The sequence below is a fragment of the Photobacterium sp. 2_MG-2023 genome (assembly GCF_030547675.1).
GTDB classification, from domain to species: Bacteria; Pseudomonadota; Gammaproteobacteria; order Enterobacterales; family Vibrionaceae; genus Photobacterium; species Photobacterium arenosum.
In genome coordinates, this window is record NZ_JAUOQQ010000011.1 from 71,918 (window position 1) to 97,737 (window position 25,820).

The following is a 25,820-nucleotide window of genomic DNA, read 5'->3' on the forward strand; positions in this document are numbered from 1 at the left end:
TTTACAGGCAGCAAAAAGAGAGGGGCTATAAAGCCCCTTTGGTTGTTCTTCTATATGCTTTTCCGTCAAAAGTGATCTTTCTTCGGTCTTTCTGCATTGATTTTGTATGCGCTACTCTGAAAATGAGAGTTCACAGAGGATTGTATTCAATACTCTTTTGTCTTATTTATCATTACTTAAAAAGTCGTCCATGATTGGTTTGGATAATTTTCTATCTGAACCAAGTAAGTATCTCTTTGGGAAAATCTTCATTTGAGAGAATAAGGACGCTAACAATGCGAAAAACCCTCATTCATACAGCAATTGCATTGGTATTGGTGAGCCCAGTATCGGCCTATGCGATTGACTGTACAGCTTTTCCAGTCTGGGCAAGTGGAACTCCGTATAATGGAGGGGCACAAGTACAGCATCTTAATAACGCCTATCAGGCAAATTGGTGGAACCAGAATAAGGATCCTGTTCAGTATTCTGATCCTTACGAAGAATGGTCTTTGCTGGGTGTGTGTGATGCTCCTGGCGGTAATCAGCCCCCGACAGTGACTTTGACGTCACCATTGAATAATGCTCAGTTTGGTGTCAATGAAGCCATTTCTTTGACCGCTAATGCGGCGGACAGTGATGGTCAGTTGGTTGACGTCACGTTTAAAGTGGACGGCAATACCATAGGCATTGATGATACCGCCCCGTATTCAGTGCCGTGGAATACGGTTGAAGGTAGTCATTCTGTCACCGTCGTGGCAACCGATGATAAAGGGGCGAGCCGAACCGATTCCGTGACTATCACCGTGGTGGCCGAAGGTAACAACCAACCCCCTAGTGTGGCACTGACTAATCCGACGACCGTATCACAAACCAAGGAAAGTGACGTTGTCACTATTAGCGCTGATGCCTCGGATCAGGATGGCACAGTGACTTCCGTTGAATTTTATGTGGATGACCAGCTGGTGGGGACAGCAGGCTCCTCGCCTTTTGAATCTGTCTGGTCTGCCACCGCGGGCAGCCACGAATTTAAGTCAAAAGCCACAGACGATAATGGTGCGGTAACCTGGAGCTCAGTCGTTACTGTCGCGGTTTCAGGTGCTACTGGTGGCGGATGTGCTGGCGTACCTGTTTATCAGGCTGGCACCAGTTACCAGGTAGGTGATCTGGTCCAAAGTGCAAATTACAAATATAGCTGTGATGTGGCTGGCTGGTGTTCGTCTGAATCGGCCTGGGCATACGAACCGGGAACCGGTCTTTATTGGACCGACGCCTGGACAGAGCAGGGGATATGTGCGGTTGTGCCGACAGTCACCTTTAGCTCTCCGGCCGACAATGCAACAGTGTTAAATGGTGACGTTGTCACGCTGGCGGTGGATGCAACAGATGCTGACGGCTCCGTGTCGCAAGTGGAATTTTTTGCGGCTGGACAAAGCTTAGGCATCGATACCTCAGCGCCCTACAGTGTTACTTGGACTGCGACGGGAACAGGGGCTGTCAGTTTGTCGGCTGTGGCAACAGATAATGAAGGCAATCAGAGCAGTGCGGGCGTTTTGGTCAATGTCAGTGACGAGCCATTGGTTGTCACCCTGACGTCACCGGCATCCGGCACTTCTGTTGGCTTAGGTAAGGCTGTTGTTGTGTCTGCAGATGCGGCATCACTGAACAGCACAGTGAACAGTGTTGATTTCCTGGTTAATGGTGCAGTGATCGCCACGGACTCTTCCTCACCATACAGCACCCACTGGACGCCAGGCGCTGTGGGTAATTACACAGTCTCTGCGAGGGCAACAGATGCAACCGGACTGGCCGTTACATCTGCCGCCTCTACCGTCAAGGTGCTTCAGCAGTCTGTAAAAACCCATAAGCTGATTGGTTATTGGCATAACTTTGTCAATGGCGCGGGTTGTCCTATCAACCTTAGCGAGATGTCAGACGCATGGGATATCATCGATATTGCCTTTGCGGAGAACGATCGCAACAGTACGGGCACTGTCCATTTCAATCTGTACAGTGGTGATATTCACAGCAGCTGCCCGGCACTGGATCCCCAGAAATTCAAGCAGGATATGGCCGCACTGCAGGCCCAGGGTAAGAAATTCGTCTTGTCTCTTGGTGGCGCCGAAGGAACCATCACCCTCAATACGGATTCTGATGAACAGCATTTTGTCAGCAGTCTGACTGCGCTGATCAACGAATGGGGATTTGACGGGCTGGACATTGACCTTGAGAGCGGCTCCAATCTGGTTCACGGCTCTCAGATTCAGGCCCGTCTGCCTCGCGCGCTGAAGCAGATTGAAGTGAATATGGGCGGTGATATGTACCTGACCATGGCTCCTGAACATCCGTATGTTCAGGGAGGTATGGTGGCGTATTCCGGTATCTGGGGCGCTTATATTCCACTGATTAATGCACTGCGAGATACCTTGGATCTGCTGCATGTGCAGTTATATAACAATGGTGGTTTGCCGAACCCATATCTGCCAGGTGCGGCACCAGAAGGCTCAGTGGACATGATGGTGGCACAGTCCAAAATGCTGATCGAGGGATTCACGTTAGCCAATGGCGAGCAGTTTGCGCCACTGCGTGATGATCAGGTCGCCATCGGTCTGCCGTCCGGTCCCAGCTCTGCTAACTCAGGCCAGGCACCGACTCAGAACATTCTGGATGCGTTAGACTGCCTGACCATCGGTACGCATTGCCAGACTGTGGTTCCGGCGTTTAATTACAGTAATTATGCCGGGGTCATGACCTGGTCAATTAACTGGGATAAACACGACGGTTATAACTTCTCCGGTCCGGTTGGTGCGAAACTGGATGCGATGAACGCGCAGTAAAAAGCTTTTTATAACCATTAAGACATACGGGTTGCCGCTGGCAGCCCGTATTTTTTTGTCATACCTGAATCGTTCTCCATACCGGCAATGCTTGCTTAGTAGGCTTTTACGTCCGTCACAAACCCTTTGGGCTTGAGGGCAAGAATGGAGCATTTAGTATTCTGGATAATGTCTTCGGCAGTATTTCCCATGATAAAACCGGGTATGCCAGATCTGGCAACTGTTCCCATAATCAATAACTCAATGCCTTCGCTTTCAATGATGTCGGGGATGCACTTCTGAGGAAGACCTTTAGGGTGGAATTCTTTCACTGGTCCGCCAATGCCAGATAGCGTGATCAGTGCTTTCAGTCCATTAATATGTTTGTGTTCCGCGTCTTTGATGGATTGCTGAAGTTCTTGCTCAGGGACATGAATAAACGGGTTACCGGCAATTTCTTCGTACGGGAAATCCCAGCAGGAAATGATATTCAAACTTCCGTCACAACTGTCTGCCAGTGATCGGGACAACTGAAGCAGCATCAGATCAAGATCTGTCTCTTCCCTGCTATCGTTTTCAGCATCAATAGCAACGGCAACATGGACCTTCTTCTGCGCATGCGTAATGGGACGGCATAGCCAGACCGGACAGGGGCATTGCCTGAGTAGTTCCATATCAATGGCTTTCAACCCAGTCTCGCTTTGATTGAAATTGGCGGATTTCAGCACCAGATCGTAACTGTCTCTGAGCACATGTTGAATGACGAGTGTGGAGGGCGTTTTGCTGCTTTCCGCCAGAATGACGGGCATAACAGATTGTTCAGACAGAGACAGCGCTGACGTCGTCTGCGCAATCTGCAGTTTGGTACTTTCAATGAGTGCTTGTTCCCAATTGGGTTGGTAACTCCCCAGCGTTTCAGGTAGCTCAGGGTAAATAATCAACACGGTGAGGTTACAGTGGTGATTATTTGACAGGCTCAATGCCTGTTTTAATCCATCTGATTCATCCTGCACACCATCACTAATAAAGAGCAAGTTTTCAAATCGACGCATAAGCATGATCTCCGGTGCTTACAGAGGTGTATTGTTAGCCTAGACCAAAGTGCCGGGGTTGAGTGCATCAGGTTGATAATAACCCGCGGTATAAAAATCGTGCTTTAACTACTTACGGTTATAACGAAACCTGCTTTCTTAGTGTGATTAGGTATTTTTATCTGCAGTGGTGCTTAAACAATAATGAGCATCAGGAAAGATAAAAGTAGTAATGACTTAGATGGATAAGACAAAGAAATGGGTAGCTCTGGTGTTGCTGCTGACATTAGGCGCAACAATGACGACAGGTGGTTGGAGCGCTTTGCTGAGTCTGATGGCTTTTTCGCTGCTTTTTTATCTGGTTGCCAGAAGAGCCTGGACTGTGAAAAGCCAAAGCAGCGAACAAGAGACGGCACCGCAATGGGATACCGACTAAGCCATTCAGGCCGCCCCGAGCAATATAGCAAGTAATGAACCCAGGCCAATAATTAACCACAGCAACATACCCAGTAACAGCGGTTTAAAGCCTGCCGCACGCAGTTTTTGTACCGTAATTCCCGCCCCAATCATAAATAAACACACCACCAACAGGCGTTTCGAGAGTGCGAAGATCCCCTGATACAGCTCAGAGAATTGGGGGAGCCAGTGTGCCGTCAGCATAGCGACACAATAGAAGATGATGAACATTGGCACGGTTAGCTTTTTCTCTTTCCCCCGAAATATCAGAGCACTGAGAAACGCGAGCGGGATAATCCACAAGGATCTGGCTAACTTAAGCGTGGTGGCTGTTTTTAACGCTTCGTCGCCATAAGCCCCTGCCGCACCAACCACTGAAGAGGTGTCATGAATGGCAATGGCAGCCCAGACACCAAACTCATGTTGCGTCATATCCAGCAGATGGCCAACAGAGGGAAACAAGAAGAGAGCTGCTGAGTTCAGTATGAAAACCGTCGCCAGTGCCAGCGAGGTCTGATGGCTGTTAGCGCTGATTGCCGGAGAAACAGCCGCGATTGCGCTACCGCCGCAAATGGCTGTTCCGGATGCAATCAGATGACCGGTTTTGCTGTCAATCTTCAGCCATCGGGTGAGTAACCATCCCATGACTAAAGTCACGACAATGGAAGCCACAATGAGCCCTAAACCTGCTTTGCTCGCTGCAATGGCGACATCAAGCTGAATGCCAAATCCCAGACCGATGATCGCCAATGACAGCAATTTCTTTGTGATGGTGGCGACAGGAATATCTGCAGGGACAAACCCTAAGGTAGCGAGCGAGAAACCCAGAATCAGCGCCACAGGGGAGTTGATGAATGGCATCAGGCAAATCAGCGCACCCAGCCAGAATAGAGGATAGCGCGTTAACTGTTGTTTCAGTAAGGCAGGTTGGAACAGCATCTTTCTACAGCACACAGAAAATGAGAGCTGAAGTATACCTCTTCTTGGTAGTGAATATGACTGAAAATTTCAGTCGTTAAGACGTGTTATCTCTGGATGGTGACTGAATGGCGAGCAGAAAACATGTTTACTTTTTGACCCACAGGCCACTTGGGCTTTGATAAAAATGGCCGCTTTCGGTTTTTTCTATCGCTTTTTTGTACGCGAGTCGGCTTACTTCGGGCAATGTCAGCCCGTGTGATACGGCGATACGCTGGTAACTTTCTTTTCGTTCACTGTTAACAATTTGAATCAGCTGGCGTACTTCTGCTGAAGGTGACGGTGCCAAAGCGGCTATGTAGCCATTGTTGGCTTCACCGACTAAGCCTTGTGCTTTTGCCTGTTGTAAATCGAGAGCAAAAGCATGTGCACAAAACAGCAACATAGCCAGGTAAGTCAGTATGCGTTTCATAACAGGCGCTCCGCCTTGTCAGAAGACATCATCGTCACTGAAAAGATCATCGATTTCCTTATCCACTTTAATCCTGATTTCATGTTCAATTTTCACGTTCAGATTGACTTCTATAGGCTTGTCAGATGCGGCAACCTGTACAGTAGGTGTACATCCGACCAAACCAGAAGTCATTAATAAGAATATCACTGCTAAACAGCCTGTCATACAGTAATACTTAAACTGAATATCCATGGGCGTCGACCTTTTCAAGTCATTTGCAATAAATTCAGCGCAAAAGTCTAATTTTCAAGACCAAGCTGCTTCACAAAAATCCGCTCAAACTGAGAAGTATTTATCGTGTTGAGCGTTTTGATCAGTGCTGGTATATCGTCTTCAATGTTCAGATTGATGTTGACCGGTCTTCCATTCTGAAAGTGAGGATTCCGGCCTTTGAACCTGGCACTAGCATTTAATTGACCCTCTTTGGAATAGTCTATATCAACCGCAAGAGAGTCGTATTGATAATTTCTGAGAATCCTGGTGATCACTTTGAGGCTGTTTTCGCCTCCGGCTCTGACGTTTTCATCGATATTTGCCCCTTCTTTATATCTCAGAACGCCACCCGGACTTCTTGAAAATAAAGCACCTTTTTCAATGACGGGATTTCCATTCACAATGCGGATGGGGAGTAATCCATCCAGTGTTCCTGTTAACTCAACATCTTCAGGGTTAAATAAATCCATTAATTTCTTAAGATTGAGACTCTGGATGCGCAAGGGAATCACGTCAATATTGGTCAAAGAGTGGCTCACTACGTTGCGGGTGCTTAATTGACCACCAAGCACCTTGGCGGTTGCTCTGTGCAGCGTATAGAGAGGCTCATCTGTGTCGAAATGAAAGCTGGCCGTGACGTCCTGAAATAAGGTGCCGAAGTGTAGCCAACTGGCGTGAACCGTCAGCGGCTGACGGCTGCGTATCGTATTGTTAGTTACCAGGCTGGTCAATGACACATTGAGATCGGCAAAGTGGGTGTCTTTAATATTTCCGCTTAAATGGGTTGTGAAGATATCCAGCGAGCCTGACCAGAGAGCATTCTTATATTTCAGATCGGCTCGGAGACTCACACTGCCATTATGCAGATCAGCGCTAACAGGCAGTGGCGCGAGATAGTACTTTTGTAAGCTCTGTTTTGCGGAAAAAGAAATGGGTTTCTGTGCTATCTGAATGCGGCTGATCCGGCTTTTCCATTCCTGAGTGAATGAAAAATCTAACCATGGCTGACTTTGCTCGGTACTTAACAAACCTGTTATTGCCAGTGTGTCTGCATTGAGTGTCAGTTTTCCCTGGTTGCGGATGACAGGCAGCACCTGATTATTCACACTGAGCGCCAGTTGTGTCGAATAATCGCTGCTAAGCTTCCATGCCTGAGTGTTTTTTACTGCCCTCAAGCTGTTTAACGTGATCGCGAGATTACCCTCAAATTGTTGTGCAGGGAGAGAGCTTTGATTCTTTCTCGATTCAGTGTCTGTAGTCATAGTGCGTAAACTGCTGAATGCCGCATTCAGTGTGGCCGGTGATTCCCCGACATCGACTAACCATACTTGTGGTGACGCTGGCGCTGATGAAAAGAGATTGTCCAGTTGAATGCCAGTGTCGGGCATATCTATGCGTACCTGACTTAAGTAGTTTTGCTTTTGATCAGCATAGTCAGGTAAGGCAACTGTTTGTGCGCTGATCCGGGTGCTGTCCAGATTCAGTTTGAGTACGTTGCCAGTGCTTTGTATGTCGATACGCTGTGACAGCTGCAGATTACTGATTGTCAGTGAGTCGATTTCAAGAACTGCTGCCTGCGCGGTAAGCGAATTAGTACTGCGGCATTGAGGCCGGGCCGGTATTGTTAGCGGCACATGGCAAGAGAGAGTGTTTATAACAATTTTTCCCTGCGCAGCCGGGTTTTTAACGCCAATGTCTAACTGTTTCGGAGTGGTTAATCTGAACTGTGCCTGTTGCTGATCAAGCGACAGGGCCCAACTCCAGATACCGTCATGGTTTAACGCTACGGCACTATAATCGTCTGGCCCGCTGTGTTGGTGTGAGTGGGGTAATCTGAATTGAATGCTGCCGGGCGCTCTTATCTCAATCGCATAGTGCCATACCGGCGAGAGCGAATCTGGCTCAGAGGCTGAATCAGACTGGTGGTCTTTATTCTTTGGTTGCTTTTTCTCAGATTGCTTTTTTTGGGGTTGATTAGTTTCTGTTAGTTTTGCCACTAAGGCAGCTTGTTGTTGATTCGGATCAGGGAGCGATATGGATTGGATGGCGAAGTAATCCAGCACTTTAGTGACATTGTCACTTTTACAGTTGAGAGATTGCGGCATGTCTGACGTAAATTGCCAGCTGGCATGACAGCTTACTAAATCAACGCCAGAAAGACTTGCCTGATCAGCATCAGTGAGCTGTACAGTAAAAACAGCCGGTTTGTTTTCAGAAGCCAGAAAGTGGCTGGTGACAGGTAATAACGTATTGTTGGCTGTTTGTACCTTTCCCTCTAATTCAAACCGTGTGTTTTCTGTCCCTCGCTGAAATAAAAATCTGGCCTGGGATAAGTAATCGACGATTGCCATCGATGCGATTTCAATGTGTTTAACCGGAGCCTGAAACAACAGGCGGGTGATTTGTCCGAGGTGGGGAAGGTCGGTTGATGTTGAGGTCTGTTCTTGAGACAGGAATGGCGCAGGATCCCAGCGTAACCTGCTGATGCTCAGTTCAAGTGAGCTCAGCGGCGATAATAAATCGACAGACAGAGATAACTGGCGAATCCCATCCTGTTCAGATTGATCTGAAGATGCTGTTACTGGCGCAATGTGATCAACAGAGACCGAAAGGGGCTGCGTGCCATCCTCTGGTGGTAACAATGCAAATGAAAGTGACCTGAACGTGACAGGGTAACTATTTTGGGGGTGATCAGCGTTGCGGAACTTGTCTCCATGCTTGTCATCTTTGATGAAAGCCGCCAACGGCGGCTGAAAATCGCCGCGCCCGACCGTACCACTGAGCTGTAGTTTTGGTGTTGTTGAAACGCCAATACTGATGTCATGTAATGCCTGCTGATAATCTGTTTTCGATGATGGCGTAGCCAATATTGCTTCGGCAAAAGCAGCGGTAATAATGAACCGTCCTTCGGTCAGTGCTCCCTGCGTCATCAGTTTTACTTTGTTGAAAGTAACGATGTCAGCGCTGAGCCCATTTTCAAATAGAGCCCTGTGAACTACCGGTGGGATCACCACTGTCAGCTTGTCGGCCTTAACTAGCCAGCCGGCAGCAAGAGAGTTCTGAGGGGAGTCTGGCATGTTCGGCTGTTGATCCCCAGCGTAGCGGTGCAACAGCAAAACGTTATTCAGCACAAACTCATTGTCTTTGATCTTGATACTCAGTTTTTTAACTGAGATGCCTTGTTGCGACAGGCTGATGCCAGAGACAGATCCTAATTGAATACCTTCACCGGCTAACCAGAAAGTCACACCTACAGCTAAAGTGGCTAACGCGCAGGTGACGAATATAAAACCCCATAGCAGTCCCCGCCGAATCCGGCGAAGGATACCTGATGAAGAGGAAGCTTGCGCGCTGTCATTGTGTTTAGCTGTTGGCATAAAGGCTCAAGCGAGTATGAAAAACCTATGGTGCTTTCTTTACAAGCATAAGCCTAAGCGAGTGGGAGTGTGGAATATTTGGGGTAAATCATGATTTTATGGGGAGCAGGCATATTCTCAGTGCCGTCAAGGAATGGTGCACAGGAGTTATGAAATAGGCATATTTTTTTATCGTTTTTTTAACATGATTCCTAATATTTACTGATGAAAATAATATCAGGAGTAGAGACATGTGCTTGGTATCGCCACTTTATAGTGTTTCACACTGAATTCAGGCGGACCAGGGGATTGCACAACTGATTTAAACCTGAGACAAAGAAGCTCATTACTATAAAAAACTACATAGGACGTATTGAATGTCAGACACAGTAACTATCCCGCCGAAATCCAGACAGGGAAGTGGCTTCAAGCAATTAATCAAATCGTTAGGTCCCGGGATCATGATGGCGTCGGCCGCGGTTGGCGGGTCACACTTGGTTGCATCAACCAAAGCCGGGGCCATATACGGCTGGCAACTGGCCGCGATCATTTTGCTGGTAAACCTTTTTAAATACCCATTTTTCAGGGCAGGTATTCAATACACTATGGGAACAGGCAAAAGCCTGGTCGAAGGCTACGACCAATTAGGACGTGGCTATCTTTGGGTGTTTTCAGGGCTTAACCTGTTATCCGGTATTGTGAACACAGCAGCGCTGTTGCTATTCAGTGCAAGCCTGCTGGGTTATTTTATGCCGGGCAATTTACCTCTGCCGGTTCTTTCTGCCATTGTGCTTGTCGCATGTCTGGCCATATTGATGGCTGGTCACTATAAAGCGCTGGATGGATTGTCAAAAGTCATTATGTCAGTGTTGGTTATCGCGACCATTTCTGCAGTTGTGATAGCCGCAAGTAATGGCAGTGCCGCACCCGCCGACTATCAGGGGCCTTCTGCCTGGACTCTGGCGTCTTTCGGGTTCATTGTCGTGATGATGGGTTGGATGCCGGCGCCGATTGAAATTTCTTGCCTGACATCACTCTGGCTGAAAAGTCAGCGTAAAGAGCAAACAGTGACAACACGTTCGGCACTGTTTGATTTCAATGTAGGCTATATTGGCACGGCAATTCTGGCGGTTGTGTTTCTTTCACTGGGTGCCTTGGTGCTGTATGGAACGGGTACCGAACTGAAAGCGTCAGGAATCGGGTTCTCTCATCAGTTAGTCAGCATGTATGCGTCTACCATAGGTGAGTGGTCTCGTTACCTGATCGCAGTGATCGCTTTCTTCTGTATTTTTGGCAGTACGATTACCGTTATTGATGGTTATTCGCGCGCACTTGCTGAAGCACAACTGGTTATCCAGAAAAAACCACTGGAGCAAAATAGCTATATTAATGCATGGATGATTGTTGTCAGTGTGTTTGCGATGGCGATCATTTTGTTCTTTACCTCAGCGCTAATGCCAATGATGGACTTTGCCATGATACTGGCCTTCATGACGACACCTGTTTTTGCCTATTTGAACTATCGCCTGGTGTCCACGGCATCATTGCCAGAAGATTTGAAACTGACCAAATCAATGAAACTTCTGTCATGGGCAGGTTTAACTTATCTTTACGGTTTTCTCGCTATCTTTATCTGGTGGAAATGGTTGATGTAAGCCACATTCTTAGAATCAAGTATCAAAGCCCTCAACCGAGGGCTTTTTCTTTTGTTATGCTTTTAAAACAATATCTTGTGATCTACATGTGAATAAATATTTCATTGAAGCTTGTCAAATAGAGCATTTGCTCTAATATGAGCAGTCATTCTTGAGGTCATTAAGGATATATGATGAATGTAAGGCCGACTCTGGCTAAACCCATCTCCCTGGCACTACTGATAAGTTCCGTGTGTTTTCCTGTGAAAGCGGCGACTGTCAGTTTTGACGATGCGTGGCGAATTGTCCGAAACAATAGCGATGAACTGGCGGCAGAAAAAAGCAACGTAGAAAAGGCCGCATACCTGCAAGAGGCGTCGAAAGCACTGTCGTTACCCAGAGTGACAGTATCAGCCAATTATACCTATCTGGACGGTCCTATTGAGATTGCGCCTTCGGATTTGATTGCGAGCACCCCAGCCGGGCGCAGTCAGGCAAACAGTTTAGGTGGTCTGGCCCAGCTCATGGGAATGACACCGGGGCAATTCGACAAAATGTTTACCTCGCAACTTACCGACAGAGATATTCTGACCAGTTCAGTTCGTGCTATCTGGCCGGTATTTCTCGGGGGAAGAGTGATGGCGGCTCAGGACATCGCGAAAGGAAAAACCCAGGAAGCCAGATATATGCTTGAGATGAAAGAGCATGCCAAGTTTGAAGATCTGTCGACCTATTATTTTGGTGTGGTGTTAGCGCAGCAAGTGCTGGACACGCGTCAGGAGGCGGAACGTGGGTTGGAAAAGCATTATAAAAATGCCCTGAAGTTAGAATCGCAAGGGCAGATAGCCAAAGTCGAACGTTTGCAGGCACAGTCGTCTTTTGATAAAGCCCGTGTTGAGCGTCTTAAAGCCCAGCGCGATCTGGAAATTGCGCAAGTTGCCCTGACAAGGCTACTTAAATTACAAACCCCCGCATTGCCTTCAACGTCCTTGTTCGTTAATGAAGGGTTACCGGCAATGACCACCTTTATTGATAAAACCCTTAGTGATTACCCCGGTCTTCATATTCTTGATGCCAAGAAAACGCAGGCCAATGGCGTGTTAGATGCAGAAAAGGGCAAATATTACCCTGAGGTTTTTCTTTACGGTAATTACAACCTTTATGAAGAAGACACGCTCGCAGCGAAAACAACGCCAGACTGGGCTGTGGGTGTTGGTGTCAGTATACCGCTACTCGACTCTTCAGGCCGTTCAGACAAGGTAAAAGCGGCTCACAGTGCAATGACACAGGTGAATTACCTGCGCGCACAGGCTGAGCAGGATCTGAGCGTGTTGGTGGAGAAAACATACCGTGAAGCTTCTCAGGCACTGGAAGAATATGACGGGTTGGCTTCCAATATTGCACTGGCCGAGGAAAGTGTGGTGTTACGTGAGAAAGCCTTTAGTCAGGGGCTGTCGACCTCTCTGGATGTGGTCGATGCCGAATTGTATCTGGCGAGTGTAAAAACGCAGCGCCTGGCAGCGGCTTATCACTATGTCACAGCATTGTCGCGATTACTGGCTGTCAGCGGTGATATCAATACCTTCAACCAATATGAAAATTACAAAGGACTTAAGGTTAACTGAAATGAGTAAGCTAAAAACTCTTGCCGTCGCATTACCGGCTGTTGTGCTGGTCGCTTGGTTGGGATACCGGTTCTGGAACGCCTATCAGCCGAATGCTGAGCGATTACAGGGCCAGGTTGAAGCTCAGCAATATAATATCTCCTCAAAAGTCGCCGGTCGTATCGATCAGGTACTGGTGCGAAAAGGGGATAAAATCACCGAAGGGCAATTGATCTTTACCTTACTGAGCCCTGAAATTGATGCCAAGCTCGAGCAGGCAAAAGCCAGTCAACAGGCGGCCGGGGCACTGGCTGACGAAGCACAAAATGGCGCACGTGCTCAGGAAGTTGCGGCGGCCAGCGATCAGTGGCAAAAAGCCAAAGCGGCATCGGCGTTGGGTGAGAAAACCTATCGACGGATAAATAATCTCTATCGCGACGGCGTGGTAGCTGAGCAGAAAAGGGATGAAGCCTATACGCAATGGCAGGCGGCCCGTTATACAGAGCAAGCGGCTTATCAGATGTTTGAAATGGCCAAAGAAGGGGCGCGGGAAGAAACCAAACGCGCTGCGCAGGAAAAAGAGCGTATGGCTGCCGGGGCTGTCGCAGAAGTCGAAGCCTATGCGGCGGATACCAGAATCTCCAGCTGGCATGATGGCGAGGTCAGCCAGATCCTGCTTCATGGTGGCGAATTGGCACCACAGGGGTTTCCAGTTGTCAGCATCATAGATATGGACGATGCCTGGGCGGTGTTTCATGTCCGTGAAGACAGGCTGGCCGATTTTGCCAAAGGCACTCAATTTGAAGCTAAGGTGCCGGCATTGGGAGATCAAACGTTCCCGTTTACTGTGACGCATGTTTCCGTCATGGGAGATTTTGCGACATGGCGGGCAACGGATACCCAGCAAGGATTCGATATGCGCACTTTTGAAGTTGAAGCGCGTCCGTTGCAGCCCGTTGATGGATTGCGTGTCGGTATGAGTGTGTTGGTAGAGCGCTGATATGTGGTTAAACACAATGCAGCGAGAGTGGCGGCTCATACGTCAGGAACCCTGGCTGAAGGCGATGCTGTTCTTTTTGCCTTTAAGTCTGTTTCTCTTGTTGTGGTGGATATTCTCGCAAGGGATCGCCCGCGATCTGCCCGTCGGTGTGGTCGATCTGGATCACAGCCGCCTGTCCCGCGGATTGATCCGATACTACGATGCCAGCCCGACCCTGTCGGTTGCCCGACAATTGAGCGAGGTGGAAGAAGGCACAGCGTTAATGCGGAGCGGTGAGATTTATGCGCTGGTGGTGATTCCTGATTCTCTGGAAAAAGACACATTGCTCGGGCGATCTCCGTCTGTGACAGTGTTTTATAACGCCCAGTTTATTTTGATTGCCAAGCTGATAAACAGCGCTTTCGTGTCGGCGCAGACTACCTATGCCGCCAGTATAGATACGGTAAGTAATATGGTGTCTGGCACGCCAGTACCGCTACAGGCGCTGGGGCAGGCCTTGCCAGTCCGCAATCAGATAACCCCGTTATTTAACAGTAACTCGCACTATGGGCAGTTTCTGGTCTCGGCGGCTATTCCTGCCATGTGGCAGATATTTATCATTGCCACGACTGTCATGGCACTGGCGGCAGAGCAGCGACGGCAAGGATTACTGGCCTGGCTGGGGCAACACCCGGTGAAGCAACTCGTCGCCAAGCTTATACCTTATGCGGCGGTTTTTATTCTGCAAGGTGTGTTGTTTCTGTGGGGCATGTATTCGCTGCTGGGCTGGCCTATGCACGGTAGCTGGAGCATTTTGCTGGTGGCACAATGTTTAATGGTGATTGCTTGCCAGAGTGTGGCTGTGCTGTTCTTTTTCCTTGCAATGGATGTTACCCGGGCAATGAGCTTCGTGGCCGGGTTTTCAGCGCCGGCGTTTGCTTTTATGGGAATAACCTTTCCTGCGACAGATATGCCAGCCATTGCGACAGGCTGGCGGGCGCTGTTACCTGTCAGTCATTACATTGAAATTCAGGTTCAGCAGGTTAACTATGGGACGGGTTTACAGCAAGCTATGCCTCAGATGATGGCGCTTGCGGTGTTTCTGCTGGCAATGGCACTGGCTATGCTGAAAATGCTGGTCTGGCGCAAACGCCAGCTGGAGGGCGGTGTATGAGCTGGCGTCAATTGTTTCTGAGTGAATTGAAAGCGGTGTTCACCAACCCTGCGATTATCTTCACCGTGTTTGGCGGCGTTTTAATGTATTCGCTTATTTACCCGCTGCCTTATTCAAACCAGCTTCCTCGCGAACAGCAGATTGCAGTTGTTAATCTGGATAACAGTGCAGTTAGTAGGGCACTGATACGCATGGTTGATGCGACACCTCAGGTGGCCGTGACGAAAACAGCCGCCAGTATTGAAGAAGCAAAAAACTGGATTCAGGCACAAGAGGTGAAAGGGATGCTAGTGATCCCTGAACACTTTTACCGGGATCTCCTGCTTGGTACCAGCCCGACAGTCTCTTTCGCCGGTGATGCGGCGCTGTTTCTTGTTTACGGTACTGTTGTTGAAGGGCTGGCGACAGCCACAGGAACGCTCAGCGCTGAAGCAAAAGTGGCCCGTATGATTCTTGAAGGCGAGAACCTGGCGTTAGCTTCCGAAAAGTACGCGTCGCTGAAACTGAATATGCGTCCGGTATTTAACCCGACCATGGGTTACATCAATTATGTTGTCCCTGCCGTGTTCGTACTGATACTCCATCAGACACTGCTGATTGGCTCTGCATTAGTTGGGGCGGCTCAGAATGAAATGCATCGTTCCGGCGTGTCGGGTTACTGGCACACCTGCTCACCCTGGCGAATGATTTTCACACGTATCTGCTTGTTTTCCGTGATCTATCTGCCTCTGTCTGCTTACTACTTTGGACTGAGTTTTGAGTATTACGGCATCGGTCGGCAGGCTTTAATCGGCGACATGCTGATGCTGACAGTGCCGTTTCTGATCTCAGTAACTGCGTTAGGTATAGTCATCGGTGAGCTGATCCCCCGTAAGGAACTGGCTACGGTTATCGTGCTGCTCAGCTCACTGCCTTTGGTGTTCTCGGCTGGTTTTGTATGGCCCGTATCCGCACTGCCGGCTCCGGTTTACTGGCTGGCACAATGGATACCTTCTACGCCGGCGATTAACGGATTCCTGCGGTTAAATCAGATGGGAGCGAGTTTTAGCCAGATTAGCGCCTGGTGGTTTCAGCTTTGGGGGCTGGCTGTTCTGTATTCACTGGTCGCTTTAGGCTTGGTATACAGAAATCGCCGTCGTCGAGGACAGCTTTCGCAGGCCTCGGCACCAGTTTGAACCTGATGCATTGAGCGTTATTGTACAGATAGGCATTTTAAGATGAATGTGTTAAAACAGCCTCATAATAAATGGCTGTATTGGCACAGGGATTGAAAGTGAACCGGTTATTATCCTTTGAAGCATTGATGGTTTTAGATGCTATTGAGCGTCGCGGCAGTTTTGCTGCGGCCTCAGAAGAACTCGGCCGAGCGCCATCTTCCCTGAGTTACCAGGTTCAGAAACTGGAACAAGATCTGGATCTGGTTATCTTCGACCGTTCCGGTCATAAAGCCGCGTTTACCAAAGCTGGCCGGCTGTTGCTGGACAGGGGGCGGTTATTATTATCCGCGGCGGATGAAATGGTCTCGGATGCAACAGCGCTGGCACACGGCTGGGAATTAGATCTCACGATTGCCTACGACGGTTTGATTAAGCTCGATCTGATGTTTCCGCTTGTTGATGCATTGGCAAAGAAAAGTAAGACCCGTCTGAAGTTTCGTGAAGAAATTCTGGCCGGATGCTGGGAAGCGCTCGCACAGGACAGAGCCGATATTCTGATTGCTCCTCCGCCAAGTGTCGCGCCACCGGAAGTGAAAATTCAGCCTCTCGGCAAAATGGATATCGTTTGGGTTGCTCACCCGGATCACCCGATTCATAAACATGATAACCCGCTCGATCCTGTCATTCGTCAGCAATACCGAGGCATAGCAGTTGCAGATACCGCACGAAATCTGCCGCCGATAACGCACAACATTCTTGAAGAGCAGCCGTTACTTACAGTTTCCAGCATGAATGACAAGTTGAATGCCTTACGTGCCGGCCTTGGTGTAGCGACAATCCCCAGTTTTTTCATTCAGGATGATTTAGCAACAGGCAAGCTGGCCATGGTGGGGGATAATCCTGTCAGAGAGTTTGAACTGGTCCTGGCCTGGAATCGCAGCCGCATGGGCAAGGCAAAAGCCTGGGCGATCAAACACCTTGAGCAGTTATGGAAAAAGCATCTGAACTGACGTATGTTTGTGTCGATATTTTTCGACCCGCTTGGTCACTCAGTATGCCATGAAAAAGCAGGCTGACCTTTGGCATATGGTCAGCCTTTTTATTGTCACTTCTAAACCACCGACTATGGCAGTGGTGATTATTTAACCGTGGTCAGACTGGCTGTCTTCTTGTAACGCCAACAGAAGTTCCGCCGTTTTGTCTTCAAAATGAATCTCTACATGAAAGCCACTCTTTCTGGCAAGTGACAGCATTCCCTGGTTATTGGGCATGGTTATCCCGGTCAACCGCTGTAAACCCCGCTGCTTACAATATTGAATTATGGTATTGAGCAAGATGCTCCCCAGCCCTTGCCCTTTGAGATCAGAGCGAACCAACACCGCAAACTCCGCTTCTTCGTTGGTGGGATCGGAGACCGCACGACTGACACCAATAATGTCGGTTTCGGTGTGTGAATCAGGCGCAAGCCGCACCGCAATAAAGGCCATTTCACGGTCGTAATCAATCTGAGTGAGATTCGCCAATGCTTCATGATTGAATTCACCGACTTCAGAGAAAAAACGGCTGTACAGGTCATCATGTGAAACCTGCGCAATGAAAGCTTTGTGGCCGGGTTCATCTTCCGGGCGAATCGGGCGAAGTAATATCGGCGAACCGTCTTTCAGTGAAGTGTAAATTTCCAGCTCTTTTGGATAAGGCCGAATAGCCAGCCTTTGTTGTGTGTCACCATTAAAGGGGTGAATGGTCATGGAAGCATCGATCACTGTCATGTCTTCACCCGCTGCCAGTAAGGGGTGTATATCCAGTTCAATGATTTCCGGGCAATCAATGATCAGCTGTGAAAGCTTAACCAGTAGTTTGCAGAGTGCAGGGATGTCCAATCGATCCGGCAAACTGCGCTGTTTAATTTTTCCTGTTTTCAGGGCATTGATGACAAGGTATCGCGCCAGCGCCATATTAAGTGGTGGAATAGCAACGGCGGCATCACGATGGATATCCCACTCTGCAGCTTCATCACCAATAAGAATAACAGGCCCGAACACGGGATCGGTGTGAACAGCAATGCGTAATTCCTGTGCACCGGAACGGTTGGCCATGCGCTGCACCAGCAAGCCGTCAATACGGGCTTTCGGGAAGTTGTAGGAAACACGATCCAGAATCGCCTGAGAGGCATTGGCAACCTCTGCTGCCGTTCGCAGATGCAGCATGACACCATGTACTTCTGATTTATGGCGAATATCAGGAGAGCGCAATTTGACGGCAACCGGATAGCCAATCTGCTCGGCAATATGTGCGGCTTCAGCGGGCTCTGACGCAATCCAGGTCGGCAGAGTATGAAAACCATAACTTTCCAGCACAGGGCGTACTTCGTGCGTTTCCAGATGATAGATTTTCTGATCGAGTAACTGATCCAATAATTGATGAACCAACCCCGGGTTGCTCTGGGTCTCACCGAATGAGGACGGGGTTTCCATCAGCTGTTTCTGGTTGCGCCGGTACTCCACCAGGTGCATGAAGGCGGTGACAGCACTTTCCGGTGTTCGGTACGCTGGAAAGCCGGACTGTGTGAAAACCTGCCTGGCTTTCAACGCCTGATTTTCTCCGGCCCAGTTACTGAGGATGTTGAAATGCAGGGTACGGGGGTGCTGTTGCAATACTTTGACCATGTGCTCAGCGGTCTCTTTGCTCGGTGCAATGGCAGAAGGAGAGTGCATAATGAGCAGGGCATCGAAATCGTCGCTGTCTAACAGAATCTTGGTTGCCGCCTCATAACGAGCGATATCGGCATCCCCGACGATATCAATCGGGTTAGATTGAGACCAGCAGGCCGGCAATACAGAAGAAAGTTTAGCGATAGTCTCCTGGCTTAGTGTCGCGAGCTTTCCGCCACGTTCACTGAGGGCATCAACGGCCATAATCGCAGGCCCGCCACCATTGGTTAGTATTGCTAAACGTTCGCCTCGCAAAGGCACAGCGTGAGCCAGTGTCTCCACTGCCGCAAACAGATCATGGGTATTATGCACCCGCAGCATCCCCGAGCGTTTGATGGCCGCATCATAGACAGCATCCAGACCGATTTCTCCTCCTGTGTGAAGATGGGCAGCAGCACTGCCAATTTTCGTCCGGCCACTTTTCAGCACCAGTATTCGCCGGGTCCGAGCCGCTGCTCGTGCAGCTGACATGAAGCGTCTGGCATCACGTATTGAGTCGATATACAGCAAGATAGCCTGTGTTTTGCTGTCACGACACAAGGTATCTAACAGTTCATCAAAACCAATATCGCAGGTATCTCCCAACGATATAAAGGTCGAAAAGCCAATATTCTTGTTCTTGGCCCAGTCCAGAATCGTGGTACAGACTGCCGCAGACTGTGAAATGAAAGCAATATTGCCTTTGTTGGCGGAAACCGGTGAGAAAGACGCATTGAGATTATGCCAGGGTAAGATCATCCCCATGCTGTTTGGCCCGATAAGTCGCATTCCGTATTGTCTGGCGGTTTCATACATGCGCACATCTTCTGTGACACCGTCACTGTCGGGCTCTGCGTTCATTCCTGCCGCTAATACTACGGCCAGTTTGACGCCTTTACGGCCTAATTGATCGATAATACTGACGTTTCTGACACTATTGGTACATAAAACAGCCAGATCTGGTACGCGAGGCAGACTCTCGATGTCTGGGTAGGCTAATACCCCTGCAACTGCGTCATATTTGGGGGTCACTGGCATGATGGGCCCATGAAAGTTAGCGGACAGCAGGTTTTTGATAACCACATAACCGGCACGCTTGGGGTTATCCGATGCGCCGATAATGGCGACAGAACGTGGCTTCAGTAGTGACTCGAGTCCTTTCATGGCATTTTCTCTCAGTATTTCGTAAAGAATTAACACTCAACGACAGACAATCATTTTTCTTAGCTTGGTTGTATGATTGAGCTGCTGATTATTCACTGCTGTGAGTGTAATGGAACCCATTCGACATTGTTTGAAAAAGAAGAAGGTGCTGCGCTTCATTCTTTGTATTTTTATATTGCACAATTTTATTTAAAACTGGAATTCACATAAAAAATCAATCTATTATTGATATAACGTTGAACCTGTGACATAACGCCAATTCTATCGCATACAGAGTGATGCAGGCTTGATTGGCATCAGGTCGGGGTGCAAAATCTTTTTAAAGACAAATTTGATCAGGCACGATGATAATGAAAAAAATTGCCTTAATGGTTGCAATTACATCAGCTTTAACAGGCTGTGCGCTAGATAATGAGCGTCAGACAATGAATGGCACTGTGGTTCCAACATTGGATGAACAGGAACAAGCGGCAATGGCCGTAGAACAGGGAGCAACGGCTGAACCGATGGCGGTTGAGCAGTTAAATGAACCGATTCCACCGCTGAACCCTGTTGATATAGCAATCACAGATGAAGTTGTCCCACTTGATCAGGAGATTGCCCCCGTAGACGCACCAGCAGCGGCTGAGGGAACATCCGTGGCTGTAATCGCAGAGCCTGAGCCAATGACTGACTCAGCCGCGGCAGCTTCGAAGAACAATGAGTCACAAACGGCGAAAGCCAGCTATGAATATGTGACGGAACCTGTATTGGGATTCACTGTTCAGGTGCTGGGTGTAAGTAAAAATAGTGGTTTTGCCTCATACATTGCTAAGTTGCCAGGACAGCAACCGGTGTGGGTGAATCAGAAAACCTTCCACGAAAAGCCTTGGTACACTTTACTTTACGGACACTTTGATACTGTTCAGGAAGCCCAGGCTGCCATCAAAGATTTGCCTGCAGAGATCCGTTCGTTCGGCCCCTTTGTTCGTAGTCTGGCCAAGATTCATCAGTCACCTGAGCCTAAGCTGACCAAGATACATTAATCCTCCCGATAAGCTCTTCCCTGGAAGAGCTTATTTTTTGCATCGTTGACCGCTTTCACGGCAGGGAATCAGGCCAATGGCTTGATGCCTGGTAGATAAGATGCAATAGTTGATGCCCTGAAGGCTGCCGGGGGCACTTCGTAATATCATCCTTCAGAACAGATGAAACCCGGTGGTACAAACAAATTTCGGCCTGCCATGATCGGCAGGTTACGTTTTACAAGGGATCAAGATGAATCCAATTCACGTTTTACTTCTTTGTGGCGGCGGCAGCGCAGAACACGAAGTGTCTTTGGTTTCTGCCAATTTCATAGAACAAAACCTACAGGCGATTGATGGCATTCGCTATATCCGCATAGAAATGCAAAAAGACGGCTGGTTTGACAGAGAAGGCCAGCGCTGGCAGTTGAACCTGGATCGCAGTATCCAGTCTGAATCTGGCGAGAAGCTCCCCGTTGATTACGTCATTCCGTGTGTCCACGGCTACCCCGGCGAAACAGGCGATTTGCAATCTTTACTTGAAATAGCCGCTGTGCCTTACTTCGGTTGTGGCCCTCAGGCCAGCACAAATTGTTTCAACAAGATCACGACCAAATTGTGGTTTGATGCGCTGGGTATTCCTAACACACCTTATGTGTTTCTCAGCGAGCAAGACGAAGAATCGTTACGTACTGCCCAAGATGCATTAGCCCGTTGGGGAAGTGTTTTTGTTAAAGCGGCCTGCCAAGGGTCATCAGTGGGCTGTTATAAAGCGACAGATCAGGAAAGCCTGATCGAATCGCTGAACAAGGCGTTTACCTTTTCAGAACAAGTTTTGGTTGAAAAAGCCATCAAGCCCAGAGAGTTAGAAGTCGCTGCTTATCAGTATGGCGATGAATTGATTGTCACCAAGCCAGGGGAAGTGACCTGTCCGGATGGTAAATTCTACACCTACGAAGAAAAATACAGCACAGAAAGCCATTCGACCACCTCTGTTGAAGCGTCTGGTATTACAGACGAACAGATTGAAGCCATTCGCAGTTATGCCAGAAAAGCGTTTGTCCATATGAAGTTAAAAGATCTGTCACGGATTGATTTCTTCCTGAGTGAAGACGGTGACATTCTTCTTAATGAAATCAATACTTTCCCTGGCATGACACCGATATCTATGTTTCCTCAGATGCTGGCTCATCATGGACACACGTTTACGGATTATCTTGAGAAAGCTATCAAAAGTGCTGTTCATCCATTCAACCAGTGATTTTACAGTTTTAAAAACGCCAGCCTGACTGGCGTTTTTTTCATTGGCTGCAATACTGACGATGAGACTGAAAAAGAACCCTATGCTGACGAACAAACAGAAAGCTGCGCGTTTTAAAGCTATGCAGAACAAGAACTACAGAGCCAGTTTAAAGCTGGAGGGCTTTGAATTAGATGGGGCGCCAGGTACAGAGTCGCCACATGAACCACCCGTGTCCGAATATGAACAAATCGCTCGGTTAAAGAAGCATTATGCGAGATAAATATGGTGTTCAGCAGGATCCTGATTGCTACCCCGGTTCGGCTGTTCTTATCAACTTACTGAATATCAACGATGAAGAAGAGCTCGCTCTGGCTGAGCGGGATTTCACACGGGTCCGGGCAGAGCACTTTGTACCTGAGTTCGACCGATTTGATTTAGCCTATCTGAGACAAATACATTTCACTCTGTTTCAGGATTTATATCCCTGGGCCGGTGACATACGAGGTGTTGACATCACCAAAGGCCAGAGTCGTTTTTGTCATGCAAGGAATATTGAAAGAGAGGCGACTCGTCTTTTTGCTTCACTGGCTGATGAGTCACATCTTTGTGGGCTGGACTTTGATCATTTTATTCGCCGCATTGCCCATTATTACTGTGAATTGAATGTCATACACCCGTTCAGGGAAGGGAATGGGCGCGTCCAACGTATTTTCTTTGAAATTCTGTCCCTCAATGCCGGGTTCGAAATCTGTTGGGAAGGCATTAACCTGAAAGAGTGGGTCGAAGCGAATCAGGCGGGTTACTTTGGCATTATGGCTCCTTTGGAAGGCTTGTTTGAAAGAATCACTCAACCGATTCATGCAGTGGTTCAACCTCAGTGGGCATCCGGCCCGGGCGCTTAAATCTACACTTACTTTTCCCAGTCTTTTTTCTTCACGTATTTCGCAATTTCCGTATCGTGTTTGTCTTTATGGCCTACATACTGTGCTGGCATAGCTGGGCTCTTCCAGCGGCCTTGGGATTGGATGTCAGGAATGGATACGCCAGCATCAGATAAATCTTTGGCGGCTCCCACCCTGGGCGACTGACCTGAAAAAATACTGTCCTGACTGAGTCCGAGTTCTTCACCAGCCCGGCGAAACACCCGGTAGATGGATGAATGGTCAAGCTGTTGCTCGCCAATATTGCCATGACGATCAATTCTTCGAAAAATAACACCTGATTCAATCATGCCTACCGTAAGCCAACGCTGCATACTACGAGATGCGATGGTACTTAATGCAATCGTGTACTCCTGGATATGCAGACTGATAAGTCCAGACGCATCAATGGAGATATTTTCAATGGTCAGTGCTGCCAGTTCACTCCGCTTGAGCATTGCTTCAAACATGACAGCCCAAATCGCCAGATCGCGAATGTCTTTAGGTTTGGTGGAGAGAGAGAAAACATCAACCAGTTGCTGTAAGTGATCGTCTCTGAAGGCGTTCGCGTTTTTATAGTCGTCTTTTTTTTCAACGCAATATTTATTCAGTACCAGCCTGACTTCAGTATGACGGCAGGGATCGGGTAGGGCATGACAGCGGTGAACCAGCCCGATTGTGACAATGTAACGCTTAAGGCTTGCCAGCTTGCGTTTCTTGGCCATCGTATCAATAAAGTTATGTACCGTTTTCACCGTTGCCGGCAAAGGAATCGCGTGTTTGTCCAGGCAGTATTGAAGGAAATTATTCCAGTCATTTTTGAAAGCAAGCAATGTGTTTGGTGAATACTGCTTATGCGTTAAAACTTTCCAGATATCAATATCTTCTATAGGGAGTGTGAAGACCTTGATACTGTCTTTTTTCTTGTTTTCATCTGTAATGGAAGGAATATTCTTCATTTAATGCACTATAACTTATTCGTCAATAACAAATACTATATACTAAGCCGCCTCATAAACAAGACGGCATGTAACAAACATTAAATAGCTAACTAATACAGGAGGTTAATCGTCTTCATCTGATTTTTCTACATCAACCAAATAGTCGCCCATCAGCCAGTTTCTGCCGAGCAACAGTTTGTATTCCAGCTTACTCCGGTTTCGCAAGTTTACTGTGACTTGTTTATGCTCACCGTTCCAGCTTAAATCCATTTTTACTGCATAACGGCGTTCAACACCTTGAGCATTACGGATTTTACTGACTTTAACTATTTTGGCTTTGTGGGTGGTTGTTTCACCTTTTTCATTTTTTGTCTTGAATTCCACCATATTGCCTAGATTTTCACGCATATCCTCGCTTTTATCACCTAATATACGGATATCGTAAGCATTGATCGAAGACGTGTTCGCGCCAGTATCAATTCGGGCTTTATATTCGAGTTCTAAATCCTGGACGTTGATAGTTTCAACCTGACCAACAATGGATTTTTTTTCGAGAGGTCGACTGTCAGCCAAGGAAGAGGGGCTGTTAAATGCAAATACAACTAACATTAACGGAATCAATGCTTTTTTCACGGAACCTCCAAAAAAGTGCCAATCGTAAATATGATCACTATAAACATAAGTTACGTATGTTTGTTCAGCTTAAAGTTAAAGGTCTGATGAGGTAAGCTTAGGTTCAGCTAATCAACCTTTAGTCTCAATGCTGAGCGAATCTGTTGATAACAAGCAGGTGTAGGTGAAAAACGAATGGCTGTTATGCCCAACTTTCTGGCCGCAAGCACATTGTCTTCATTGTCATCGATAAAATACGTATCTTCTGGACTAAACGCGTATTTTAACATAAGTGATTGGAATATTTCAGGTTCTGGCTTCATTAATAGCTCTTTAGCAGAAACCAGACCACCATTGAACAATGAAATGAAATCATGCTTATCGTTGAGCGTGTCGAAAAAGGCGCTACTCATGTTCGTGAGATAGTACAGGTTAAAATCTTGTTCCAGTAAGTCTTCAAGTAAGTTTTTCGACGCATCGATCACAGTCAGACTGTTTTGAATGTGATCGATGAAATCTTCCATTCTTGCCTCTGGAAAACCGGTACGAGCAGCAAATTTAGGGATAACCTCGGCCATCAACATTGTACCGCGATCCAAAGCCAACCAGTCAGGGTGCTGAAGTACATGTGTCAGCAGTATGTCTTGCTCGTAAGTTGACTGAGTGAAAGTAGAGACGATTTTGTGCGGGTTCCAATCAAACAGCACAGCACCAAAGTCAAAAACTACGTTATGAATCATATGCGTTTCCGTTAGAGGCCTATTTATTGATAATATTCGGGCTTAGCCTGGTCGCAAGCTTCTATATTCAACCTGATGGCCAGGTCACACTTTTAAAGCAGTTATTGGGGTCAATTTCATGAGTGATAACAGCCGATTAGTCTATTCAACAGATGCAGGCAGAATTAAAGAAGAGAAAACAGTCCCGGAACGTCTGAAAGGCGATGGCGTGGTACGAATTCAGCGCCAGACAAAAGGCCGTAAAGGAAAGGGAGTCTGTATTGTCACAGGGTTGGATATGAATGATGCTGAGCTCAAGCTTTTGGCCGCTGAGTTAAAAAAAGTCTGTGGCTGCGGCGGTTCTGTAAAAGATGGAACCATAGAAATTCAGGGTGATAAACGCGATCTCATCAAAACCACCCTTGAGAAAAAGGGACACACGGTAAAATTAGCCGGTGGCTGAGAGACTTACATCAGTCTGGCAATCCTGGTTTCAGCAGCCAACCAGGATCTAATCAGCGCAACCTGAATTCACAACGTATACACGCCGACAAGATTGCCTGCGCACTTTAAGAGATCCCGACGAACACATTGGCGTTCGTTGGTCTTAGGTAATTCCGCCTGACATTGAAGAACCAGGCAAACTGACAATTTGCAGCAGGACTTAAATACAAGTGTGAATTACCTATTTTATGG

Annotated in this window: 22 protein-coding genes; 13 read left to right on the forward strand and 9 right to left on the reverse strand. The window is 47.8% G+C overall.

What is annotated here, in order from left to right:
• Positions 1 to 275: 275 nt before the first annotated feature.
• Positions 276 to 2,816: an Ig-like domain-containing protein gene (locus Q4491_RS10855; RefSeq protein ID WP_303457471.1), complete on the forward strand. Its 2,541-nt coding sequence runs from the start codon at positions 276 to 278 to the stop codon at positions 2,814 to 2,816.
• A gap of 95 nt (positions 2,817 to 2,911) precedes the next feature.
• Here Q4491_RS10855 and Q4491_RS10860 read toward each other — a convergent pair whose 3' ends face one another.
• Positions 2,912 to 3,847, reverse strand: a complete 936-nt coding sequence (locus Q4491_RS10860; RefSeq protein WP_303457473.1) for a universal stress protein — start codon at positions 3,845 to 3,847, stop codon at positions 2,912 to 2,914.
• Positions 3,848 to 4,067: 220 nt separating this feature from the next.
• Here Q4491_RS10860 and Q4491_RS10865 point away from each other — a divergent pair, with 220 nt between their 5' ends.
• Positions 4,068 to 4,262 carry a hypothetical protein gene (locus Q4491_RS10865; protein ID WP_192013727.1) on the forward strand — a complete coding sequence of 65 codons (195 nt, stop codon included), beginning with the start codon at positions 4,068 to 4,070 and terminating at the stop codon, positions 4,260 to 4,262.
• Between the two features lie 5 nt (positions 4,263 to 4,267).
• Here Q4491_RS10865 and Q4491_RS10870 read toward each other — a convergent pair whose 3' ends face one another.
• The 4 genes from Q4491_RS10870 to Q4491_RS10885 all read right to left on the reverse strand — a co-directional run bounded on the left by Q4491_RS10870 (position 4,268) and on the right by Q4491_RS10885 (position 9,304).
• Positions 4,268 to 5,221 carry a YeiH family protein gene (locus tag Q4491_RS10870; RefSeq protein ID WP_303457475.1) on the reverse strand — a complete coding sequence of 318 codons (954 nt, stop codon included), beginning with the start codon at positions 5,219 to 5,221 and terminating at the stop codon, positions 4,268 to 4,270.
• 127 nt (positions 5,222 to 5,348) lie between these two features.
• A complete protein-coding gene (locus Q4491_RS10875) occupies positions 5,349 to 5,672 on the reverse strand; it encodes a YdbL family protein (RefSeq protein ID WP_192013731.1) in 324 nt (107 codons plus the stop codon).
• A gap of 18 nt (positions 5,673 to 5,690) precedes the next feature.
• Entirely contained in the window at positions 5,691 to 5,906 is a 216-nt protein-coding gene (locus Q4491_RS10880) for a YnbE family lipoprotein (protein ID WP_081669195.1), read from the reverse strand.
• A gap of 47 nt (positions 5,907 to 5,953) precedes the next feature.
• On the reverse strand, positions 5,954 to 9,304 hold the full coding sequence (locus Q4491_RS10885; protein ID WP_303457478.1) for a YdbH domain-containing protein: 3,351 nt from the start codon (positions 9,302 to 9,304) through the stop codon (positions 5,954 to 5,956).
• Between the two features lie 356 nt (positions 9,305 to 9,660).
• Here Q4491_RS10885 and Q4491_RS10890 point away from each other — a divergent pair, with 356 nt between their 5' ends.
• From Q4491_RS10890 to Q4491_RS10915, 6 genes are all read left to right on the forward strand, one after another.
• Complete coding sequence (locus tag Q4491_RS10890; protein ID WP_303457480.1) at positions 9,661 to 10,938, forward strand: NRAMP family divalent metal transporter; 1,278 nt, start codon at positions 9,661 to 9,663, stop codon at positions 10,936 to 10,938.
• Positions 10,939 to 11,111: 173 nt separating this feature from the next.
• Positions 11,112 to 12,542 carry a TolC family protein gene (locus tag Q4491_RS10895; protein WP_192014520.1) on the forward strand — a complete coding sequence of 477 codons (1,431 nt, stop codon included), beginning with the start codon at positions 11,112 to 11,114 and terminating at the stop codon, positions 12,540 to 12,542.
• Position 12,543: 1 nt separating this feature from the next.
• The gene (locus Q4491_RS10900; RefSeq protein WP_192013736.1) at positions 12,544 to 13,521 is read left to right on the forward strand and encodes an HlyD family secretion protein; all 978 of its coding nucleotides are present in this window, start codon (positions 12,544 to 12,546) and stop codon (positions 13,519 to 13,521) included.
• Between the two features lies 1 nt (position 13,522).
• Positions 13,523 to 14,674, forward strand: a complete 1,152-nt coding sequence (locus Q4491_RS10905; RefSeq protein ID WP_218385749.1) for an ABC transporter permease — start codon at positions 13,523 to 13,525, stop codon at positions 14,672 to 14,674.
• A complete protein-coding gene (locus Q4491_RS10910; protein WP_303457482.1) occupies positions 14,671 to 15,849 on the forward strand; it encodes an ABC transporter permease in 1,179 nt (392 codons plus the stop codon). Before Q4491_RS10905 ends, Q4491_RS10910 begins: the two co-directional genes overlap by 4 nt.
• Positions 15,850 to 15,920: 71 nt before the next feature.
• The gene (locus Q4491_RS10915; protein WP_192013742.1) at positions 15,921 to 16,841 is read left to right on the forward strand and encodes a LysR family transcriptional regulator; all 921 of its coding nucleotides are present in this window, start codon (positions 15,921 to 15,923) and stop codon (positions 16,839 to 16,841) included.
• 132 nt (positions 16,842 to 16,973) lie between these two features.
• On the opposite strand, the gene Q4491_RS10920 is transcribed toward Q4491_RS10915, so the two are convergent.
• A complete protein-coding gene (locus Q4491_RS10920; protein WP_303457483.1) occupies positions 16,974 to 19,685 on the reverse strand; it encodes a bifunctional acetate--CoA ligase family protein/GNAT family N-acetyltransferase in 2,712 nt (903 codons plus the stop codon).
• Between the two features lie 350 nt (positions 19,686 to 20,035).
• Here Q4491_RS10920 and Q4491_RS10925 point away from each other — a divergent pair, with 350 nt between their 5' ends.
• The 4 genes from Q4491_RS10925 (at position 20,036) to Q4491_RS10935 (ending at position 22,834) form a co-directional block, all read left to right on the forward strand.
• Entirely contained in the window at positions 20,036 to 20,710 is a 675-nt protein-coding gene (locus Q4491_RS10925; protein ID WP_303457484.1) for an SPOR domain-containing protein, read from the forward strand.
• Between the two features lie 232 nt (positions 20,711 to 20,942).
• Positions 20,943 to 21,950 (forward strand): D-alanine--D-alanine ligase, encoded by a 1,008-nt coding sequence (locus Q4491_RS10930; protein ID WP_303457485.1) that lies wholly within the window; start codon positions 20,943 to 20,945, stop codon positions 21,948 to 21,950.
• A gap of 121 nt (positions 21,951 to 22,071) precedes the next feature.
• A complete protein-coding gene (locus tag Q4491_RS21520; RefSeq protein ID WP_368393483.1) occupies positions 22,072 to 22,212 on the forward strand; it encodes a YhfG family protein in 141 nt (46 codons plus the stop codon).
• Positions 22,202 to 22,834 (forward strand): putative adenosine monophosphate-protein transferase Fic, encoded by a 633-nt coding sequence (locus Q4491_RS10935; RefSeq protein ID WP_303457487.1) that lies wholly within the window; start codon positions 22,202 to 22,204, stop codon positions 22,832 to 22,834. The genes Q4491_RS21520 and Q4491_RS10935 overlap by 11 nt, the downstream gene beginning before the upstream one ends.
• An 8-nt stretch (positions 22,835 to 22,842) precedes the next feature.
• Here Q4491_RS10935 and Q4491_RS10940 read toward each other — a convergent pair whose 3' ends face one another.
• The 3 genes from Q4491_RS10940 to Q4491_RS10950 all read right to left on the reverse strand — a co-directional run bounded on the left by Q4491_RS10940 (position 22,843) and on the right by Q4491_RS10950 (position 25,145).
• Positions 22,843 to 23,811, reverse strand: a complete 969-nt coding sequence (locus Q4491_RS10940; protein ID WP_303457489.1) for a tyrosine-type recombinase/integrase — start codon at positions 23,809 to 23,811, stop codon at positions 22,843 to 22,845.
• Between the two features lie 105 nt (positions 23,812 to 23,916).
• A complete protein-coding gene (locus Q4491_RS10945; protein ID WP_237795535.1) occupies positions 23,917 to 24,426 on the reverse strand; it encodes a RimK/LysX family protein in 510 nt (169 codons plus the stop codon).
• A gap of 107 nt (positions 24,427 to 24,533) precedes the next feature.
• A complete protein-coding gene (locus Q4491_RS10950) occupies positions 24,534 to 25,145 on the reverse strand; it encodes an HAD family phosphatase (protein WP_218385739.1) in 612 nt (203 codons plus the stop codon).
• Positions 25,146 to 25,263: 118 nt separating this feature from the next.
• On the opposite strand from Q4491_RS10950, the gene yciH reads away from it, so the two are divergent.
• Positions 25,264 to 25,587: a stress response translation initiation inhibitor YciH gene (yciH, locus tag Q4491_RS10955; RefSeq protein WP_192013757.1), complete on the forward strand. Its 324-nt coding sequence runs from the start codon at positions 25,264 to 25,266 to the stop codon at positions 25,585 to 25,587.
• Positions 25,588 to 25,820 lie beyond the last annotated feature (233 nt).